Source organism: Streptohalobacillus salinus (genome assembly GCF_003201605.1).
GTDB lineage: Bacteria > Bacillota > Bacilli > Bacillales > Amphibacillaceae > Streptohalobacillus > Streptohalobacillus salinus.
In genome coordinates, this window is sequence record NZ_QJJR01000013.1 from 1 (window position 1) to 20,620 (window position 20,620).

General features: G+C 39.1%; 16 protein-coding genes and 1 pseudogene. 13 read left to right on the forward strand and 4 right to left on the reverse strand.

Annotated features, from left to right (window positions below; all coding sequences use genetic code 11):
- Nucleotides 1–307 precede the first annotated feature (307 nt).
- Nucleotides 308–1,444, forward strand: a pseudogene (locus DES38_RS09680) (IS256 family transposase).
- A gap of 112 nt (nt 1,445–1,556) precedes the next feature.
- Nucleotides 1,557–2,036: an HIT family protein gene (locus DES38_RS09685; protein ID WP_110251910.1), complete on the forward strand. Its 480-nt coding sequence runs from the start codon at nt 1,557–1,559 to the stop codon at nt 2,034–2,036.
- Nucleotides 2,037–2,302: 266 nt separating this feature from the next.
- On the opposite strand, the gene DES38_RS09690 is transcribed toward DES38_RS09685, so the two are convergent.
- On the reverse strand, nt 2,303–3,028 hold the full coding sequence (locus DES38_RS09690; protein WP_110251911.1) for a helix-turn-helix transcriptional regulator: 726 nt from the start codon (nt 3,026–3,028) through the stop codon (nt 2,303–2,305).
- A 422-nt stretch (nt 3,029–3,450) separates the two neighbouring features.
- On the opposite strand from DES38_RS09690, the gene DES38_RS12140 reads away from it, so the two are divergent.
- The 4 genes from DES38_RS12140 to DES38_RS09710 all read left to right on the forward strand — a co-directional run bounded on the left by DES38_RS12140 (nt 3,451) and on the right by DES38_RS09710 (nt 8,633).
- The gene (locus DES38_RS12140; RefSeq protein WP_110251912.1) at nt 3,451–4,593 is read left to right on the forward strand and encodes a D-alanyl-D-alanine carboxypeptidase family protein; all 1,143 of its coding nucleotides are present in this window, start codon (nt 3,451–3,453) and stop codon (nt 4,591–4,593) included.
- Nucleotides 4,594–5,288: 695 nt separating this feature from the next.
- The gene (locus DES38_RS09700) at nt 5,289–7,349 is read left to right on the forward strand and encodes a P-loop NTPase fold protein (protein WP_110251913.1); all 2,061 of its coding nucleotides are present in this window, start codon (nt 5,289–5,291) and stop codon (nt 7,347–7,349) included.
- Between the two features lies 1 nt (nt 7,350).
- A complete protein-coding gene (locus DES38_RS09705; protein WP_170114384.1) occupies nt 7,351–7,893 on the forward strand; it encodes a GNAT family N-acetyltransferase in 543 nt (180 codons plus the stop codon).
- A gap of 71 nt (nt 7,894–7,964) precedes the next feature.
- Nucleotides 7,965–8,633, forward strand: a complete 669-nt coding sequence (locus tag DES38_RS09710) for a hypothetical protein (protein WP_110251915.1) — start codon at nt 7,965–7,967, stop codon at nt 8,631–8,633.
- A gap of 143 nt (nt 8,634–8,776) precedes the next feature.
- Here DES38_RS09710 and chbG read toward each other — a convergent pair whose 3' ends face one another.
- On the reverse strand, nt 8,777–9,478 hold the full coding sequence (chbG, locus tag DES38_RS09715) for a chitin disaccharide deacetylase (RefSeq protein ID WP_110251916.1): 702 nt from the start codon (nt 9,476–9,478) through the stop codon (nt 8,777–8,779).
- A gap of 104 nt (nt 9,479–9,582) precedes the next feature.
- Nucleotides 9,583–10,314: a GntR family transcriptional regulator gene (locus DES38_RS09720; RefSeq protein ID WP_342767376.1), complete on the reverse strand. Its 732-nt coding sequence runs from the start codon at nt 10,312–10,314 to the stop codon at nt 9,583–9,585.
- A 164-nt stretch (nt 10,315–10,478) separates the two neighbouring features.
- On the opposite strand from DES38_RS09720, the gene DES38_RS09725 reads away from it, so the two are divergent.
- The 4 genes from DES38_RS09725 (at nt 10,479) to DES38_RS09740 (ending at nt 13,902) form a co-directional block, all read left to right on the forward strand.
- A complete protein-coding gene (locus DES38_RS09725) occupies nt 10,479–11,804 on the forward strand; it encodes a 6-phospho-beta-glucosidase (RefSeq protein WP_110251917.1) in 1,326 nt (441 codons plus the stop codon).
- A gap of 172 nt (nt 11,805–11,976) precedes the next feature.
- Nucleotides 11,977–13,272 carry a PTS sugar transporter subunit IIC gene (locus tag DES38_RS09730; RefSeq protein ID WP_110251918.1) on the forward strand — a complete coding sequence of 432 codons (1,296 nt, stop codon included), beginning with the start codon at nt 11,977–11,979 and terminating at the stop codon, nt 13,270–13,272.
- Entirely contained in the window at nt 13,265–13,588 is a 324-nt protein-coding gene (locus tag DES38_RS09735) for a PTS sugar transporter subunit IIA (protein WP_110251919.1), read from the forward strand. Before DES38_RS09730 ends, DES38_RS09735 begins: the two co-directional genes overlap by 8 nt.
- Nucleotides 13,589–13,593: 5 nt before the next feature.
- Nucleotides 13,594–13,902: a PTS sugar transporter subunit IIB gene (locus tag DES38_RS09740; protein ID WP_110251920.1), complete on the forward strand. Its 309-nt coding sequence runs from the start codon at nt 13,594–13,596 to the stop codon at nt 13,900–13,902.
- A 286-nt stretch (nt 13,903–14,188) separates the two neighbouring features.
- Here DES38_RS09740 and DES38_RS09745 read toward each other — a convergent pair whose 3' ends face one another.
- Nucleotides 14,189–14,731, reverse strand: coding sequence for a putative periplasmic lipoprotein (locus tag DES38_RS09745; RefSeq protein ID WP_110251921.1), 543 nt, complete (start codon nt 14,729–14,731; stop codon nt 14,189–14,191).
- A gap of 530 nt (nt 14,732–15,261) precedes the next feature.
- Here DES38_RS09745 and gshB point away from each other — a divergent pair.
- The 3 genes from gshB to DES38_RS09760 all read left to right on the forward strand — a co-directional run bounded on the left by gshB (nt 15,262) and on the right by DES38_RS09760 (nt 20,343).
- Nucleotides 15,262–16,311 carry a glutathione synthase gene (gene gshB, locus DES38_RS09750; protein ID WP_110251922.1) on the forward strand — a complete coding sequence of 350 codons (1,050 nt, stop codon included), beginning with the start codon at nt 15,262–15,264 and terminating at the stop codon, nt 16,309–16,311.
- Entirely contained in the window at nt 16,304–18,334 is a 2,031-nt protein-coding gene (locus DES38_RS09755; RefSeq protein ID WP_110251923.1) for a flavohemoglobin expression-modulating QEGLA motif protein, read from the forward strand. The genes gshB and DES38_RS09755 overlap by 8 nt, the downstream gene beginning before the upstream one ends.
- A 293-nt stretch (nt 18,335–18,627) precedes the next feature.
- On the forward strand, nt 18,628–20,343 hold the full coding sequence (locus tag DES38_RS09760) for a methyl-accepting chemotaxis protein (RefSeq protein WP_170114385.1): 1,716 nt from the start codon (nt 18,628–18,630) through the stop codon (nt 20,341–20,343).
- The last annotated feature ends 277 nt before the right edge of the window (nt 20,344–20,620 follow it).

Here is a 20,620-nt window from a genome sequence, read left to right on the forward strand (position 1 = left end):
CCCCGAACCCAACAAATGACTCACTAAGAAGAGGCACTTACGTCAAGAGCACGCCGCAAGGCGGTGGCTAGTATAGCATAAAAATCAAGCATCCGCATCGATTAAAATAGTATAAGTATAGATTTTTGAATATATTGGGATATATTCAAAAAAGTTTATGCATTTGATTTTACAATTCAGGATTAGAAATGAAAGCTAAATTATAAGATAAAGTCCATATAATTGTGTAAAAGCAAAAAAGCCATATGAATTGCCTATTTACGTACACTGTTTTTAACCACTAAAAACATACCCAGGAGGCAATCATATGACCCAAGTACATTTTACACTGGAAACCGAAGATATTCAAAGCTTAATTGACCAGTCGATCAAAGATAATGCGGCTAAACAGATTCTACAAACGGTATTTAATCAATTGATGGACGAGCAGCGAACCGATTATATTCAAGCAACGAATTATGAACGATCAGATAACCGAAGAAGTCAGCGCAATGGCTATTATGAAAGATAATGAACGATGCGTATTGGTTCTCTTGAATTGAAAGTGCCTCGAACACGCGATGGCGAATTTACACCAACTGTATTTTAGCGGTATCCATGCAATGTGTATATTTCAGGTGTCTCTAGGCGTGAAGTTTCTCAAATCGTTGAGGAACTGTGCGGTAAATCAGTCTCTAAGTACTTTGTCTCCAGTTTAACAGCCCAGTTGGACCCTATGGTCTCCGAATGGCAAAATCGATCTCTATCAGACAAGCATTTTCCTTATATTATGACCGATGTTATCTACATAAAGATCAGAGAACATCATCGTGTTGTTTCTAAAAGCTGTCATATAGCGGTCGGAATATCAGGAGATGGAGAGTGTGAGATAATTGGCTTTATGATTCAAGATGAAGAAAGTGATGAGACTTGGTCTCTCTTCTTTGACTCCCTCAAAACCAGAGGTTTAGAAGGGGTGGAGATGGTCATTTCAGATGCACAAAAAGGCTTAGTTAAAGCTATCAAGAAATCATTTATAAACGCTACATGGCAACGATGTCAGGTTCACTTTATGCGTAATATCCTTAGTTGTATCCCTAAGAAAGAGTCAAAACCTTTCAGAGAAGAAGTCAAAGCCCTCTTCAAATTTACTCATATTGAAACGGCTCGAAAGGCTAAAAATAAGCTAGGAAGCGACTATATTGACCAATCCAAATATCACAAAGCCTGTGAAAAGCTGGACGAAGACTTCGAAGCTGCCTTTCAATACGCCGTTGTCGGTAAAGGTCAATCGAAACTAAAGAGCACAAACCTTCTTGAACGATTAAACGAAGAAGTTAGGTGCAGAGAAATAGTTATCCGAATCTTTCCGAATCACGCCTCTGCCAATCGTTTAATCGGTGCAGTTTTGATTGATCGTCACGAAGACTGGTTAAGTTCTACCAGAAAATATATTCAATTTTAACCCATAGGTTAAAGCTCTAAAGCAGTGTACTGTATTTTACACAATATTATGGACTTGACTAATTTTTTTTATAGAAATAGTAATGAAATATACTTTTAGAGGTAGGTAAAAAATGAAAACAAACTTAAATGAAGAGTGGAAAAAAGATAGAATTGCATCTGCGCATCGTGGGGAAAATCCAATGATAATTGCAGAAATGAGAAGTGGTTTTGCTGCCATTGGAGATACTCAGTTTCTACCAGGATATTGTGTGCTTCTACCATCTAAAGCATTTAGTTCTCTTGAAGAACTTGATTTCAAACAGCGAAGTGAATATTTGTTAGACATGAGCTTGATAGGAGAAGCTATTTTAAAAGTATGTCATCCTAGAAGAGTTAATTACTCAATTTACGGAAATACAGATGCTTATTTACATGCTCATGTGTTTCCTCGATACAGTTGGGAACCTGAAGAACGAATTCCTTATCCAGTTTGGCAATATTCTGGTGATAAGTGGCGCAATTCAGAATATCAATACTCCGATAAAAAACATGGGAAGATTAAAGCATTATTAAGTGCTAAGATTTATGAGTTAATGGAAAAAGCATATTAAACAAATACTTGGTTCATGAACTAAATAATGTTTTGTGGATCTATTTTCTAACTCGAATGTGATTCTTACGGATTTTTGAGGATTGTGTTAGACCCAACACTAGCCGAAAGATATTTGTCTTAGTCAGAAGAGATTCCTGGTTATAAACATGTGCCGAAAGCGTACTGACCTAATAATATGACAAGCCCAGACCTTGCTAATAGGTCTGGGCTATTTAGCGCTTATTCTTAATAGTTAAGTTTATTTTGCCGGTATGTTGATGATGTTTAATCCATTATGCTTGTGAAATTCCGATTAAAACTACGAATACTTTGAAAACCACAAATTCGCCCAATTTGATTGATAGTTAGTGTCGTTTCAAGTAAATATGCACAAGCCTTTTTAATGCGGAACTTATTTAAATATTCATTAAATCTTATCCCGGTTAAGGTTAAAAATGATTTTGATAAGTAATTATAATCATAACCCAGCTTTTCTTGAATTACTTTAAGTGAACATTTTTCACCGAAATGATGTAAAACATAGTCGATGATTTTATGAATCACTTCGCGTTTTTTGTTGGTGTGTTCGATCTCAAACGGTGCGTGTTGGATCAGCTTATTAAGTAAGTCAAAGGTAAATGCCCGTTCCGCATAAGGTGAGGTGAATTTTTCAATGTCAATGGGATTAGGCCAATCAAACAAGGGATTAACGATTGTTTTATTCTTGTACGTTGCATCAAATTCACTTACTAATTCAGGTGAAAAAGTGATGATTGTAAACTTGGCGGTAGTTGAAATATCAATTTTATGTATTTGAAGGACGTGTATAAAAATCGCTTGTTGCTTGTTAACGTGATAGCTTGCGCCATCAATTAAGACATCAAGTTCACCATCATCCACACGAATGAATTCATATGCGTTGTGATAGTGAAGGGATACGGCCTGTTGGTTCTCTATGCTACATTGAAAGAGTGAATGATCACTGTCATCATTGTTGATTAAATTAGTCATGGTAAAATACCCCTTAGTTATTGAATGTAATCATATCATACAATAGGCTCAGTTTATTTTCCAGTATATTGTTAATAATGTGTCGTTTTTTTGATGGTAAGTGAACGATATGTGACAATATATGCATGAAATTAAGAGGGCTTCTATAATTTAGCGTGTGAATCGTTATCTATAAATAGAGGAGTGAACCAACAAAATCAGTGGGATTGCATCTTTTAATTAAACATTAAAAAAACATTGCTAACTTAAGCTTATGTCTTGTAGGTGAAGTTATTTTTTACGAAGAATGACAAGTTATTCATTAATGATTCATGTTAAAATAGGTAATAACATGGCTTTGTTTTCTTTATTGATGACCTGAGGTCATCAGTTTTGCTTATTAAATAAAGCGAAGATTGTTAGCGACGTTAGGAGAGATAATAATGAATAGGTTAATTAAATTAAATACACCAGGATTTTCTGTGCAGTATCCTTTCTTTCGGATGCTGCGCATTGGCGTCTTACTAGGCGTGATGATTGTTGGCGTAGCAGGATGTAACAGTGAAGGTAGTAGTCCGGCAGAATCTGTAGATAAGGCAACAGACCGAATTGAGGACAAAGATGCTGAAGAAATCATTGATACGATTGAACCACCGGAAGAAGAAAGTAATGAGGGAAATGAAGATGAGGGAACGGATAAAGAAAATTCAGACTCTGATGATGATCAGTCTAACCAAGATGAAGAAAGCGATGAGTCAGATGAAGAAGAAATAGACAATAATGATGAAGATGATCAAGACAATCAAGACTTAAAAGCCCCTGATACTTACTCATTAGATGCGGTCCCAGAAGCAGATTACTTAATTCGTAGTGACGTCAACTTTCGTCGAGGACCGAGCACAGACTATCAAGTGATTCGTGCGCTTAGGACAAGGACGACAGTTGAGGTATTAGGTCAATATCAAGATTGGTACAAAGTATCAGAAGGCAATCAATTAGGGTTTGTCCATCGTAACTACGTGACAACTAAAAGTGCTTTAAATGATCAAGAAACGGTGTCAAAAACAGTCATTGATGGTGTACTGATTGTCAATAAAGGTTACGGGTTACCACGTGACTATGCACCCGGTGAAAGTCACGCAGCTAGACAACAATTTGAAGCGATGAAGAAAGAAGCCAGTCGCTTAAACTACCAAATTGAAGCTTTTTCGACGTACCGGAGCTATCAATATCAAAAAGAGTTATACAATCGCTATGTGAATGAACGTGGTCAACAAGCTGCCGATACTTTTTCTGCGCGGCCAGGTCATTCTGAACACCAAACGGGGCTTGCTTTTGATATTGGTTGGGATGGTTATTACACCGATGAACGAATGGAAAGTACCGCGACCGGTAAATGGATGGCCAACAATAGTTGGAAGTTTGGTTTTATTTTACGCTACCCCAAAGGGAAGGATCATATTACGGGTTATAAATACGAACCATGGCATTTCCGCTACTTAGGAAAAGACGTCGCCAAGAAAGTCTACGACAGTGGTGTGACAATGGATGAATACTTTGGTGTGGTTGCGCCTGACTATTCATAGTGACTTAAGAATTGAAGACGTATACGCTGTTTTTTTTGGAATGAGGTTTGAAAAGAATTAATGAACGGATAAAGGATGTCTATAAGTTTACGATTATAAATTATCCTTCCGGTAAACCTGTTGTTGTTTTGAAGTGATGCTCTTGGTTGTGCAAACGGATGTTTTGATAAGTTTAGTCGTTAAGGGGATATGCATAATCATAAAAGCAATGCATCTCTTAAGGGTAAGGCTGTCAACACGTGCGCTGCAATATCACTCAAAAGAACAGCTATGTCAAAAAGACTGATGCTAGCTATAAATATTATAGGACTCAAAAGACAATCCTATTCATTAAAAGTTCAGATGAAATGACAAAAAGCAGCGAGATGATCGTTCGTAGGGAACGTCTAATTGAGCATCAAGAAGGATTAAGCTTAGCTTGTGATACCAATTTCAGATAGATAATGGTAGGATTAAGGTGTGATAAAGAAGATTCGCCGATGAGAATAGGCGAATCAAGTTTTTTAGGGTGTTAGATCGTCTACGACCATTCTTACGGGTATTAAAGTTATTAAAAGCTTAATTCTTCTTTAAAGATAGGTGTGGGACTTAGACGCAAGAGGATCTGACTATAAACTCGTCCGTAATACGAATACCTTTTATAGGTCTTTGTTGAGTGTTAGATAGATCTTACTAATTCAACTGAGGTGATGTAAATGTCGTTTGATTTAAGAGATGCTCCAATAACTTCTACAGAATTTGACTTATTGGATACAGGCAGTTATGCAGATGCGATATCCCAATTCATATTAAACAGTAAGCCACCTGTAACCATTTCGGTGCAAGGGGAATGGGGATGTGGTAAAACGTCACTACTTAAAATGATTGAAAAGAAAGTTAATAACCCTAACGCCACTAAATACTATGAGAGTGTGTGGATAAATACGTGGGAGTTCTTTGTTAATAACACGTCTGATCATGCGTGTGAGCAAATTATTTTATACATACTTAGAGAAATAACAAAGCAAAAAAACGCAAAACAGTCGCGCACGGATATTGAAGATTTAAAATTAAATGTTAAGCGCTATTTAAATAGTGCCGCAAATATAACGATGGACATTGCTGGGGTTACTGAACAAACAAAAAAATCAACCATCGATGTTTTTAGTGACTCTCGTTTAACGACGGTATCCCAATTGCGAGATTCGATAGAGCAAACCATCAACCGGTTAGTCAAGACTCATAATGGTTTAAGTAGTTATGGTTTTGTCTTTTATGTCGATGATTTAGATCGAATTGATCCTGTGCACGCGATTCGTATTTTGGAGATTATAAAGAATTTATTTGATATCGATCATTGTGTATTCATTCTAGCGATTGATTATGAAATCATTACAAGGGGATTAAAAGAAAAGTATGGGGAAGGCGATATACAAAATGAAGCAGCCTACCGTGCATATTTTGATAAACTAATCCAATTGCCTTTTTCTATGCCAATTAAACATTATGATTCCAAACGCCTAATTGAAAAGTCATTGACGGAAATTGGCTATTTTAATACCTTTCCTTTAAGCGAAAGGGATTACAATAAATTTGCTGTAATTGTTAAGAAGACAATCAATAACAACCCAAGAAGTTGGAAACGGATTGCGAATGCCCTATTCTTAAGTGATATTATTGATAAACAGCGCGGTCCAGTCCTAACAACGAAAGAGAATCGGATTATCAACTTTGTATTTGTAAGCTTGCAAATTGGTTACCCAAAAGTGTATGCCTATATGATGACTTACCCGGGGATGTTGATTGATTTTCTCCATGATACCGATGAACACTTTATCACTAAACTAAATCATGAATTAAAAGAAAATTTAACTGAAGAAGCTCTGCATGACATCACGGCAATTTTTGATTTACTGAAAAATTTAGTCAATGATTTTACGGCAAGTCGTGAAATTATATTGAATTCAGCAACAACGAGTATTGAAGACTTATCGCAAATGAAATTCAAGTACGATGGCAGGGCCTATGATAAGTCCTCACAAACCCAGTATCAACAAGGAAGCAAGCTTATTGATAAACTTAAGCTAACGCGTCATGCGAACATATTAGATTTAGGTTGTGGTAATGGGAAAACAACGATTGAATTATATCATGCAGAACCATCCAATCGGATTGTAGCGATTGATCAATCCTCCAGTCAGATTGATATCGCAATTGAAAATCGAACGGCTGCTAAAATACCTGCAACGGCGATAGATTTTCAACAACTGGATGCATTAGATTTAAAAGAAAAAGAAGCATTTGATTTGATTTTCAGTAATGCAGCGCTGCACTGGATCATTGAAAGTAAGGTGATGTACACAAAGATATTTGAGGCGCTGAAACCGAATGGTACCATTGCCATTCATCAGGGCGGGGCAGGGTCTTACCGAGAGTTACATGAGGTTGCTTATGAGACGCTAAATGAGCTTCAACAATCTGATCAATTCAGCAATTGGCAGATTCCACTATTCTATCCGACTAAAAGAGAAATGCAGGACTTGTTAGAAAGTGTTGGGTTTTCTTCAATAAAAATTGAGAGTGTAGAATCTAACGGTCAAGAGTACAGCAATTTAATTGAGAACTTTTCTAATGCTTCATTATTGCCCTATTTACAACACATTAAAAGCGAAGACATGAAAGCCACTTTTAAGCGAGCATTTATCGAGCGAGCTAAGCAAAAAATTGACAGTGTCTACACACACCGTTTATATGTTTTTGCAGAAAAGGGGCGATAACATGGAGATCTATCGATTGGCTGCTGATGAACCAGTGATTCAAGAACAAATAAAAGCATTAGTGTTTGCGTGTGATCAGGAGTTTTATCCACCGCTGTCTAGTCGGACAAGTTCAACCCAAAGCCACCTAAATACAAGTGATTCAGTCAAGGAAGATGGACCACTTACGTATTATGAAGAAATTAAGCAACAATCTTTTATTGTTGCTGTTGAAGATAGTAAGTTGATAGGCTTTTTAACATATATTCAAGATTATCCGCAAGCTGTTTTCGCTGAGTATTGTCCGGGTTGTAACAATCACTATGTCACAACAATTTGTGTGACTAAAGCAAACCGCGGCCAGAAGATTTCTCATCAGTTGTATGAAGAATTGGAGAAACAAACGGCATCAACAATTAATAGTGTTGTATCTACACGAACGTGGTCAGAAAATTATGCGCACATTAATGTGTTAGAAAAAAGAGATTATCAAATGATTTATCAATTAAATAATCATCGCGGCGAAGGCATTCATACCCTGTACTTCGCAAAACAAATAATGTAGATGTGTGTTTAAACTATGAATTGTATTTATTCTGCTCTGTAAACGCATGCTATAAATAGGGGGTGAGCATCGTGTTTGATTGGATTGAGTTACTTTCTTTACTGGAAGTCGTCCTTATCATAGCTTTATTGATGGGATTATGGTTGATCATAGAGTTGATTCATTTACGTCTCGTGCAGCGTCAAGCGCTGCATTTAGCAGAACGTAACCATTTCGATCAACAGCTAACGCATGCCCTAGAGTCGTTTGCTGCAATTAATCAAGCAAATCAGAAAAGGTATAGCTTACGTCAATACCTTGCGGATGAAGAAAAAGTTTGGAATAGTGAGCTGGTTTTAACGAATAATGCTGGCGAATGCTATCTTGTGATAGAAAAGGAATCAACGACTTACCACGTAAGTGAGGATGCACTCATTAGCTTTCTCTTACTGTTAAGTCAGTATCAACGTCTAATAAAACGAAACATTGTCAGTCGAGAAAGTATCTTGTATCTAGCACGGTTCACCTTACCCTTTATTCAACCCGATTACTATTACTTACTTGAAAAACATTATGGTGAAACGTTAATAGGTACCGTATTTGATTTAAATGTACGTATTATGAAACGCCTTCTTAAATTTAAATACCAGCCTGCATATCCTTTAATGGATCAACTTATACATGACTACCGTCGCAAACGGAAAGATCCACGTTATCAACAATTGATCCAAATTGAAAAACGATTACAGAATCGTCGTTAACTGAAACGATGGCATCTTGTTTCGAGTGTTCACTTTTCGTTAGATGTTTTGAGAAAGTTAGTAAATAGAAATAAACAAACAAAACAGACGTAGCATTTCAATGCTACGCTCATTTTGTCTGTATTTAATCGTGAGCTCGTCACTCATATCAGTATCATGGTCGCATCGGGTACAATATTTATCAATGCTTTCTTCTCCTCTTGACGCATATCAACATAACTACTTAATGTCCGGAGATGCTCGTCGATGTTCGCTGGGTGAACCATCACTTCAACGGACGGATAAGGCAAAGCTTTTAAGTCATCAAATAGTTCGGTGCTCACACCTTCTTTATAGAACTTCAACCACAAATAGTCAGTCAGTAAATGTTCAGGATGTTTTTTTAGTGTCGCTACGTAACGCACAGGCACGTTGTAAGTCTTACTGAGTTCTAAGATAACATCTTTTAAATCTTGCCAACCGTGCACGTGATGATGACTATCAATATGGTCTAGCGTTAACCCCATTTGTAGGAACGCATTAATCTGCGTTTCCCACTCTGCTTTTACTTCACTCATTTCCTCGGGCGTAAGACGTGATTCTAAATTAGTGAATTTAAAGGTACCATCAGCCTTTGTTAAGTGTGATGTCGCTGTTTTATTCAGCGGTCTACCAAAAGATAAAACAAGATGAATGCCTACTTTTAGCGTGGGTGTTTCTTTCGCAAGTCTGACAGCATGATAGACCGCATGTCCATTCATCATTAACGTTGTCCGGGTCACAACGCCATTAAGATGAGCATCAATAATCCCTTCATTGACACCCTCGGTTAAACCAAAGTCATCCGCATTTACAATTACCTTCATTTGTCTTCACTCCTCGTTTCATAAATTTGTCGTATCCCTTACTTTTAGTTAAAGCGCGCCTCGGTGCCCCACCAGAACAGCTATCTGTGATGTATCCATACTTATTACTGATCATAGAACCGTTCAACTTTGAAGCTTGTCTTATCGCCTCTAAAGTAAGAACGAGAAAATTCAATCACACGACCCGTATCATCTTCTGCGACTGTTTCAATATAGAAACAAGGCTGCCCAATCTCACATTGCAAGTAATTGCTGACGTCTTTATCAGCTAAGGTGATCTCAAGTGTCTCCGTTGTTTTATGAATGGAAATATCATACGTATCTTTTAATGTGGAATAAAGTGACGCTTCAAGTTGTTCTTTCTTTAGCCCTGGGGCCACACGCCAAGGCACATAAGCAATCTCATATTGGGTTACTTCTTCATTAGCTAAGCGAATCCGTTTAATTTTTTGAATCGGATCGTTTTCGGTAAGGTTGAAGCGTTCTTGTTTTGACCCGCGTGCTGGAACAACTTCAAGCTTCTTCAAGATGATTTTCCCTTGTTTCCCTTGGGCTTTTAGTTGTTGATTAAAGCGATCTTCAGTATGTGATAAGGTTTGGTTTACTTTCGGTTCGGCAACAAAGCTACCTTTGCCGCGCTGACGGATTAGGTAACCTTCCTGGACCAATTGGCTAAGCGCAATTCGCACGGTTGTTCTACTGACATTGAATTCTTCACAAATATCATGTTCGGTCGGGAATTGCTCACCAATTTTATAAACATTTGTTTTAATGCGTTCAATTAATTCTTCTTTTATATAGGCATGTAACGATTGCTTTTTCCCCACAATAGCCATCCTCTCTCTTTGATTACTAATCTAAGTATAACAAACAAATAAATGTATGTACATTTAAAATAATGGTTTGGTGTATTTTTATTAAAAGTATTTACATTTAAATATTTGTATGATACATTTTATTTGTGGTTAATCACAATACAAATTAAAGGAGCACGACAGCGATGAAAATTGTTATTGTGGGGGGAGGTTCAAGCTACACCCCAGAGATTATTGAAGGATTAATTCTAAGACATGATGTTTTTCCCGTTGATACAATTACTTTGGTCGATATTGACAGTGGTAAAGAGAAATTAGAAATTGTCGGTGCGCTTGCTAAGCGAATGATTGAAAAGGCCGGTCTATCAATTAGCCTTCGTTGGACACTGGACCGAAAGGAAGCATTAAAGAATGCTGATTTTGTTTCTACCCAAATTCGTGTGGGTGGACTTAAGGCGCGTGAGAAAGATGAACGGATCCCGCTCAGTCATGGCATGATTGGTCAAGAAACGAACGGTGCGGGTGGAATTTTTAAAGCGTTTCGAACCATCCCAGTGCTATTAGACTTAGCTAAAGATGTTCATGAAATTTGTCCAGATGCTTGGATCATTAACTTCACCAATCCCGCCGGGATTGTCACCGAAGCCTTGTTGAAACATGGGCCACACAAAAAAGTGATTGGTGTCTGTAACATTCCTTACAACATGACGCAATCAACTGCAGAAATTTTAAATGAAGACCCTGACAATGTGCGCATTGAGTTTATTGGTTTAAACCACTTTGTCTTTGGTTCGAAAGTATGGGTCAACGGTGAAAACAAACTCGACACAGTCATTGATGCGTTGATTCACCAAAACGTTGATTTCTCACCAGCAAACATTGTCAGCCTTGGTTGGTCTGAAACATTTTTAAAATCGATGCAATTGTTGCCGAATCCGTACCATCAGTATTATTATCAAACAGCACAGACGTTGAAAAAAGACATTGAGGCGTTTACGAACCACGGCACACGGGCAGAACACGTTCAAGCGATTGAAGAAGAGTTATTTGATGTTTACCGTGATCAAGAATTAAATATGAAACCACAACAGTTAGAACAACGCGGTGGTGCATACTATAGTGATGTGGCATGTAGCTTGATGTCAGCACTCTACAACAACAGTGAAGCGATTATGACTGTTAACACGTTGAATCGCGGTGCGATTATTGATTTGCCCGATGATGCTGTGATTGAAGTGAACAGCATCATCACCAAAGAAGGACCGGTCCCACTTGTGATTGGTCGCTTACCGCAACAGATTAAGGCAGACTTGCTGATGATGAAAGCCTTTGAAGAACAAGTGATTGCTGCAAGCGTAAGTGGGCGTTATCAAGATGCTTACCTGGCCTTCATCATGAATCCATTGATTAAAGATGAGAAAAAAGCAAAAACCGTGTTAGATGAATTGTTAGTTGCCCATCAAGCGTTCTTACCGCAATTTAAGTCAGTCAAACCGATCCACAACGCGTGAAATCATCCGTAAGTGAGGGGCTGTATATCAGGGGGAATATGAGACGCGTATAGGGTTGTTTTTTTGAAAGCGTTAACTTTTTACCGGGGGTATCAACATTTAGTTTAGGATCAAAACAAAACGACCGTTTGGTCGTAAAAATGTTCACGTGTATATAAGGGAGGAAATACAGATGAATAATAAATATGTAGATAAATTTATTGAAATAGCTGGACGAATTGGTGCGCAGCGTCACTTGGTTGCGATTCGTGATGGTTTTGTCGCGGTTATGCCATTAATTATTATTGGTTCCTTAGCGATACTTTTTAACAATTTCCCACCAATTGGCGCCTTCAATTTTGTTGAGCTATTAAACAGCATCTTTGGGGAAGGCAATTGGCAGGCTGTTGGTGGAAGTGTGTGGAATGGTAGTTTCGCCATTATCGGCTTACTGATTGCCTTCTCGATTGCCTATAACCTAGCTAAGTCGTATGACGTTGACGGTCTCGCAGCTGGATTAATTTCAACGGCCAGCTACGTAATGCTTGCACCGGTCACTGCCGATTGGGGACTTAACTTTGCTTGGCTCGGCACACAAGGCTTATTTGTAGCGATTATTCTTTCTTTATCGTTAACTGAACTCTTTAGAGTGTTAGTGCAATCAAAATTTACGATCAAAATGCCAGCCGGTGTACCGGGCGGGGTGGCGCGTTCATTCCAAGCGCTAATTCCAACGGCAGTCATTCTGTTTCTTGTTGGATTGTTCCAAGCACTCTTAACCGTCTTTGTAGGTTCGAGTGTATTTGAACTTATTTTTGAAGCGATTCAAGTACCACTTCAAGGGTTAGGTAATACCTTACCAGCAGCGATTGTGATTGCATTCATGAATCATATCCTTTGGTTCTTTGGTTTACATGGCACGAACATTATTGGTTCGGTTATTGAACCGATTTACTTACCACTTATCCAAGAAAACTTAGCGTTATTCCAAGACGGGATGTCAGCGTTTGACGTGCCTTATGTTGTCACGAAACCATTCCTTGATTCATTTGTTTTTATGGGGGGGTCAGGAACGACAATAGCGTTACTGATGGCCATCTTTATTGTCCTAAGACGGGAACAAAAGCATCCGTACCGTGAAGTTGCAAAGCTATCAGCACCTGCGGGTCTCTTTAACATTAACGAACCGGTTATCTTTGGTCTACCGATTGTATTAAACCCAACCATGTTAATTCCGTTCGTATTGGTACCAGTAACTTTAACGATTATCTCTTACTTTGCCTTGTCACTCGGGATTGTGCCAAGAACTGTTGCGCTTGTTCCGTGGACAACGCCACCGATTCTTTCAGGTTACTTAGTGACAGGTGGCAGCATGCGCGGCATCTTCCTACAAATCTTCAACCTTGCGGTTGCGACAGCGATGTATATACCGTTTGTCTATGCAGGAAGTAAAGCACTAATGAATAAGGAGGCAAATGCAGATGAATAAAGTAAAAGAAGACATTCAAGCAATCGCATTTCAAATCATTCTTCATGCCGGTGATGCCCGTTCTTCAGCAATGGAAGCGATTCAACTAGCACAAGCCGGAAACTATGACGAGGCAGAGGCGAAAATTGAAGCTGCCAGTCAATCATTCACAGAAGCGCATCACGTACAAACCGATCTCTTACAAAAAGAAGCACGCGGAGAAATGACTGATCCAACGTTAATTATGATCCATGCGCAAGACCATTTAATGACAGCCATGGTTGTGAAAGACATGGCTCACGTCATGATTGATTTATATCGACAATTGAAGGGGTGAGGACAATGAGTAAAGTAAACATTATTTTGGTTTGTTCAGCAGGTATGTCAACATCACTACTTGTTGAACGCATGAAACTAGAAGCAGACAAGCGTGCACTTGATGCATCGATTGAAGCCATGGCCGAATCAGAATTAAAAAATCATCTTGATCAACTAGATGTTGTCTTAATTGGTCCGCAAGTGCGCTACTTAGAAAAACAAGTAAAAAAACTCGTTGAGCCAAAAGGCATCAACGCAGCTGTGATTGATACGATGGCCTATGGTCGGATTCAAGGCGATGTCGTCCTTGATCAAGCACTCGCGTTAATATAAAAAACAGATGAGCCTTTATGTCCAATGGGGATGTTTAGGCTCATTATTTCGTCTACGAGCGCATGCGTCTTCATTTAGCGTCGAAGCATGAAGCCCTTTCATAGCATGATAAATAGGGCAAAGGTGCCTTGATAGTTGGGCTTGCATGACTTGCGGCGGAATTGATAACTTAGGTAGTTAGGTGCTAAAGCCAGGTGTTAAAATCATGTGATTGTTGTTATAGGTGCGAAGAAGAAAAAAACGGATGACCCGTTGGAACTGTGGTCATCCGTCTTTTTACGTCGCGTTATTCACTTAATTCCGCAATGTAATTTTGGGCTGCTTCGTAGTTTGAGTCATCTTCTGACACCTGTTCGAACGCATCAATCGCCATCGCATTGTAGTCAATTGCCATGAACTTTTCACCATCACGGAAGGCTTCGCGTGATGCGATCAGTGTTTCGTGTTGGGTCCGAATTTCGGTCACTTTTTCCGGCACACCGTCAAGTTCAATTGCTTCAAACTCTTTTAACGTATTGTTGAAGGTGCTGACACCCATCTCATCATTTTCAAACCTTGACGTTACAGTGTCAATCGCTTCAATTAGCTGTGTTGAGGCATTTTCTTTCACCTCTGTTTGTTCTTCCTCAGTTAAATCACTCGCTTCCAGGTCACTGATCAAGCTATTCACTTCAAAGTAACGTTCTTCCTCAATTGCGGTGGTTAACGTTAGTGTTGCTTCTTCAACCGGTGAAGGTGTTTCACCCGTCTCAGGTGTTGTGTCCTCATCGTTGGCTTGGCAGCCGGCAATGACAACGGTAACGAAGAGTAAAATGATCCATTTTTTCATATTTGTATGCTTCCCTTCTCTATCTCGAATAATTTCACACAAGAAATAGTATAGCACATAAATCTGCCTGTGTTGAGCGATCCTTAGATAATCGAAATAGTTCAAAAATTTAAAAATTTCATCAATAAAATATTGCTTGAAACGCCTGGTATGACTAGGTTTAAGTGGCGTTAAAAAATCCCGTGTTTCTTTACAATATTTAGCTATCTTTTCTAAAAATAAGGTGCTATAATTTCTTTGTTATCCACCGCTATACGCAAGAGGATCGTTTAAAAAATGCCCAGATCTCGGTCTAGACGCGCGTGATAGAGCGAAGAGACTTGATCCAATCAAGGTGTTATCGAGGATTGTTCTGTCTAGATAGCGGGTATATAACAGATAAGTGCTGTTAAAAAGACCGGGTGACATTGAAACAGCGTCTTTGGACCAATCAAAAGCTAAGCATGCACCGTGCGATTTAGTTTGTGTGCCGGATGAAAAAAGAGGTTATTAAAGACGAATGACAAATAAATAAAACGAGGAGAATGATGATGAATATTTGTTTTATTATTAATAACTGGGACACCATGGTACCAGAAACCGAATCAACCTTAAGAATTATCCACGAAGCCTGTAAACGAAACCACAATGTTGGGGTACTGTATACTGCCAATTTGACGATTAGAAATAACGAAACGTATGGTTTTATCAAAATGATTAATAAGATGGATAACCTCTCAGATAATATGGTGACGTTTTATAAGAAAGTCCAATTTAAAGAACAAATGTTGCCGCTTAAAGGCTTTGATGTTATCTTCTTAAGAAAGAATCCACCCATCGACAATTTACTGTTAAACTTCTTAGATTCAATTGATGATGATGTCTTTATCGTCAACAATATCCATGGAATCAGAAAAGCAAATAATAAGTTATACACCACCACGTTCCACGATCCAGATAACGAGTACATTCCGAAAACATACGTGTCGAAAAACGTCGAGTATTTAAAACGGATTGTCGCAGAAAGTGATCAGCCGAAGATGATTTTAAAACCGGTTGATGGTTACGGTGGCAGTGGGGTCATTATTATTGAGAAAACAGCGACCCAAAACTTAAACTCGCTGCTTGATTTCTATATCAACACCGACAAAGGAAAAAAATATGTGATGCTGCAGGAGTATATCGAAGGTGCTGAAAATGGCGACGTCCGTGTGATGATCTTAAACGGGAAAGTGATTGGTGCTTATAAACGGGTACCGAATCAGGGCGACATTCGTTCGAACATTCACGCCGGTGGTTCAGCCGAGAAGTATACGTTAACGGCTGAGGAGAAAACCATTTGTAACACGATTGCGAAAAAACTTAAAGATGACGGCATTTATTTCGCCGGGATTGACTTAATTAACAAGAAATTACTCGAAGTTAATGTCCAAAGTCCGGGTGGGATTGTGAACATTAATAAATTCAATAAAGTGAAATTACAACGTGACGTGATTGACTTTGTTGAAGAGGTTGTTAAAGAGAAAGAAAATCAATTGAAAGAGAAAAGTCATAAGATTAGAAATCGTGAGTCTTATAAAAACGAGGTCAACAATGTATAAGTTATCGATTGAAGCGATGATTGAGAAAATTAATCGTGAAGAAGTGTTTACGGCGACAAATACAGCCGGTGGCTTTACCTTGCATATTGAGAAATACGTGCCGTTTATTTGTGCAGCTGTCCATGACGGTAGCTCAATGAGTGATTACCTGACGGGTCAGTGTGCCCTTGATGAGCAATCGAGATGGAATGAGGAAGATCCTTTCACGGGTAAATTTATTGAGTCGTTACCAATTAGAATCATCGGTAACGATTCCCGTTATTATTATGATTTGAACCGGGCAGAAGATGCCGCGGTATATGATGTGGCTTGGGGGAAGGTTGTTTGGCGTGAACCACTGACCCCAGATATGAAGCTATTGAGTCTAAGTCGTCACCGTGAATTTTATGCTGTATTAAAAGCATTAGTTGCAAAGATTGAATCAAAGTTTGGTGCAGCGATGCTGTACGATATTCACTCTTACAACTACCGAAGAGATGTGGTTGAGCACAAGCACCCGGTGTTTAACTTAGGTACGGAAAACATCAATAAAAATCGCTATGGTCGCTACGTGACGCGACTATTAAAAGAATTAACTAAAATTAGCTTTGATAACATCGAAAATACCGTTGCCGAAAATGAGGTCTTTTTTGGCCGGGGCTACGTTTCGAAATTTGTTACCTCAAATTTTGAGAACACGGTGGTGTTCCCGCTAGAGGTTAAGAAGATTTACTGTGATGAGAATACCGGAGATATGTTCCCGGAAGTGATTGATCGCATTTCTGAAGGAATGAAAAATGCGATCATCGCCACATCACTCTATTTTAATAACCGTGAATGTAAGCAGCGAATCAACAATAAAACGAAGCTCTTATCAAGTGTCGATGACCCGGTACTTCTCGCTGTTGATAAAAAGCTCTACACCTTGCTGCGAAGTTTTGAAACCTTGTTGTACGTGAACCCAAGAAACTTAGAACAGAGCAAAAAGTTGTTTTTTGATTCGAATTATCGTAAAGTACCACAGTTCACCTACCGCCCGCTTAATATTGATGCCTATGAACTAAAGAAACGGCTCTACGAGTTACCGGTTGCCGATATATATGACATCTCTATTCAGCGCTTGTATAAAGATATTATCCGGGAGTACGCAATTACAATTGATATGTTGGCAGCACGAGGAACCGACGACTTCTTATACAATTCACTTAGGTTATACGGGAAGCCGGACAAAACGGATGTCATGAATGCCAATTACATTATCCAGTCCTATGGCTTAGATGATGAAGCACCGAAAACGCTCGGGAAAGAAGAGGTACGCGCACGCTTTAGTGCTGCCCTTAAGGCGTGGGACATGGGTGGGAAATTAACGTTCGGCAAGAACATGGCAGCCCGTGTAATGGTGAACTCGGCCAAAAAAACGTTAATTGTCAATGAAAAAGCTAACTTCAATGAAAATGACATAAAATTGTTGACCCAACATGAAATTGGGGTGCATATGTTAACGACAATCAATGCTAACAAGCAGCCACTTAAGTTTTTATCACTCGGGACACCAAACAATGTTGAAACCCAGGAAGGCTTAGCGGTCTTATCTGAATTCTTAACCGGTACAATGCACATTAACCGGTTGAAAGACCTGGCTTACCGAGTCATTGCCGTTAATATGATGGTAAAAGGGAAAAGCTTTAGAGAAATCTTTGAGTATCTTGTTGATGAGTATAACTTTGGTCGTGATAAAGCCTTTGATTTAACGGCAAGAGTTATGCGTGGCGGTGGATTCACAAAAGATTATTTATACCTTAGAGGTTTCATCAAAGTGTATAACCAGCATAACGCTGGGGAATCCTTTGATCATTTATTAATCGGTAAAACGTCAGTTGAATACAGCGGCTTATTGAAAGAGTTAATTGGGCGTGGTTACCTGAAACGCCCGCACCATGTGAACGATATTTTTAAAAATGGCGAGATTGATGATGCGACAATCAAATATATTTTAAAAAGCACGAAAGCGGTCGATGAAGCAGAAGGCCCGGTACTTAACTAAGGCGTGTGTCGTGACAGCAGTGACACATAACGCATCCGCAGCGCTTGAGATGGGTGTTCGTCTTTAATATTCCTGATTCATTTGAAACAGTCAGTCGTTATGCAACGTATGCATAACGACTGACTGTTTTTGTCATATGTGACACAAATGTCACATATGACGAGAAATTTATCAGAAGTCCTTAAAAACTTCTTTTTAATGGGAAATGATATGTGATATATTGAACGAGTAGGCATACTATTTTCTTATATAAAGGAAAAATGTTAAAAATATATCAATTTGGGGGAACAACGATGAGAAGTATTAAGCAGAAAATGATGATGTTTTTTTCAGTATTGACATTGGTTATTGTATTAAGTATTAGTTTGTTAGGGTTTTATTTTTCTTCAAAACAAATGGAGGAAATGTTTTTAGATCAATCATTAACCCATACATTGACATCCGCTGAGATGTTGTTAGATAAAGAGGTTGGAACATTTACTGAGGCGAATAGCACCCTGACGACCGAGACAGGTGCAGAAGCTGATGACTTAAATGCAGAATTAGATGCGCTCGAGGGATCACTTGACAGTGTGTTTACCGTTTTTGATTACAATGATACGTTTACACGGGTGGCGACGAGTATTACCGATGACGGTGAGCGAATTGTCGGCACAGCCCTTACGTCAGATCAAGTCATTGAGGCATTAGAGAACAAACAAACGTATATTGGGGAAGCAGATATATTAGGAACAAGCTACTACACCGCTTACCAACCGATTGTTGAAGATGATGTGGTTATTGGTGCACTCTTTACGGGAGCCTTGAAGTCAGAGGTTGATGGTTTAATTGGGGGCTACCTTGACCGTTTACAAGGGATCTTTCTTATTGTAGGGGTACTTGCGTTGGCTGTGATGTTGGTTGCAGTGTACTTTGTCGCCCAGTCAATTGCTGGACCGATTACGAAGCTAACTCAAACAGCAACGAAGCTTGGTGATTTTGATTTAACTGAGGATGTCCCAGAACACTTGACAACGAAACGGGATGAAGTCGGGGAAATTGCCTTGGCATTTAGCCATACATTAGTGAAATTACGCCAGATGGTTCGTGATTTACGACAAGCAAGTGAATCAGTCCATGATTCATCAGAGACACTGTCAACGAATGCTAGTCAAACGTCACAAGCTTCAAATGATGTTGCGCACGCGATGAATGAAGTAGCGAGCGGTGCTCAGACCCAAGCACAATCAATCGATGAAGGATCATTGAAAGCACATGATTTAGGCAAGCATATTGAGACAAACCAAGGACACATGCGCGCGCTGAATGAAGCAAATGCTTCCGTTGAATCAGCGGTTACTGGCGGGTTAACTGGCAGTGAACGGTTGTTGAAAAGTTCAAAAGAAAGTGAAAAACAAACGAAGGCGATTGAACAAAGCATTGGTAAGACCAATGCAAGTGCAAACGACATTTCAAAAGCAAGTCAGATGATCGCTGCGGTTGCTGAACAAACAAACTTACTTGCACTTAATGCGGCAATTGAAGCTGCGCGTGCCGGTGAAGCTGGGAAAGGGTTTGCGGTTGTGGCTGATGAGATTCGAAAGCTTGCCGAGGAATCCACCCGTTCAACAACGGAAATTGATACAATCGTTGCTGAACTTCAAACAAACGCACAAAATGCGGTAACGAATATGCAAGCTGTTCTTGATAGTTATCAAAACCAAGCAACAGAAGTTGCTCAAAATAAACAGAACTATCAAGTGATTCAAACAGCAATGGAGACGTCACGAAGAGAAGTGGAAGCACTTACGGTAAACAGTGACACGATGGCCGTTAATAAAGACGAGATCATCGGTATTCTCGAAACACTTGCACAAATCGCAGAAGAGAATGCCTCTTCAACGGAAGAAGTATCTGCCTCTGTTGAAGAACAAGCCGCTTCCATTGATGAAATTTCAAGTGCGAGTGCATCGCTTGTACAGTTATCAAAGGATTTAGATCAATTGGTGCTACAGTTTAAAAACGACTAGGGCGGATGGAAAATCCGTGAGACAATGGCTTCTCGATTAGTGGTGAGGTGGCTGACGTAGAAGAGTGAAAGTGTCTAGATACCGCAAACGGTAGTTTCTTAAAAATAATAGATAGTCAAGCTACCTTGAATAAACGGCGAAACCCCTCGATTGATTTAAGGGTTTCGTCGTTTTTAGTGTAGACAGACCGCTTCAACGTGTGAAAAATAATTTAGGTATGGTCAGGGTGACATTTCTTGACGTCGCTTAAAGTGATGGCATAATAATCGAAACACGC

Coding starts and splice junctions, on each gene's coding strand:
- DES38_RS09730 (WP_110251918.1), top strand. CDS start 11,977: ATGAATAATAAATATGTAGATAAATTTATTGAAATAGCTGGACGAATT.
- DES38_RS09720 (WP_342767376.1), bottom strand. CDS start 10,314: ATGGCTATTGTGGGGAAAAAGCAATCGTTACATGCCTATATAAAAGAA.
- gshB (WP_110251922.1), top strand. CDS start 15,262: ATGAATATTTGTTTTATTATTAATAACTGGGACACCATGGTACCAGAA.
- DES38_RS09725 (WP_110251917.1), top strand. CDS start 10,479: ATGAAAATTGTTATTGTGGGGGGAGGTTCAAGCTACACCCCAGAGATT.
- DES38_RS12140 (WP_110251912.1), top strand. CDS start 3,451: ATGAATAGGTTAATTAAATTAAATACACCAGGATTTTCTGTGCAGTAT.
- DES38_RS09735 (WP_110251919.1), top strand. CDS start 13,265: ATGAATAAAGTAAAAGAAGACATTCAAGCAATCGCATTTCAAATCATT.
- DES38_RS09740 (WP_110251920.1), top strand. CDS start 13,594: ATGAGTAAAGTAAACATTATTTTGGTTTGTTCAGCAGGTATGTCAACA.
- DES38_RS09685 (WP_110251910.1), top strand. CDS start 1,557: ATGAAAACAAACTTAAATGAAGAGTGGAAAAAAGATAGAATTGCATCT.
- DES38_RS09705 (WP_170114384.1), top strand. CDS start 7,351: ATGGAGATCTATCGATTGGCTGCTGATGAACCAGTGATTCAAGAACAA.
- chbG (WP_110251916.1), bottom strand. CDS start 9,478: ATGAAGGTAATTGTAAATGCGGATGACTTTGGTTTAACCGAGGGTGTC.
- DES38_RS09755 (WP_110251923.1), top strand. CDS start 16,304: ATGTATAAGTTATCGATTGAAGCGATGATTGAGAAAATTAATCGTGAA.
- DES38_RS09700 (WP_110251913.1), top strand. CDS start 5,289: ATGTCGTTTGATTTAAGAGATGCTCCAATAACTTCTACAGAATTTGAC.
- DES38_RS09690 (WP_110251911.1), bottom strand. CDS start 3,028: ATGACTAATTTAATCAACAATGATGACAGTGATCATTCACTCTTTCAA.
- DES38_RS09760 (WP_170114385.1), top strand. CDS start 18,628: ATGAGAAGTATTAAGCAGAAAATGATGATGTTTTTTTCAGTATTGACA.
- DES38_RS09745 (WP_110251921.1), bottom strand. CDS start 14,731: ATGAAAAAATGGATCATTTTACTCTTCGTTACCGTTGTCATTGCCGGC.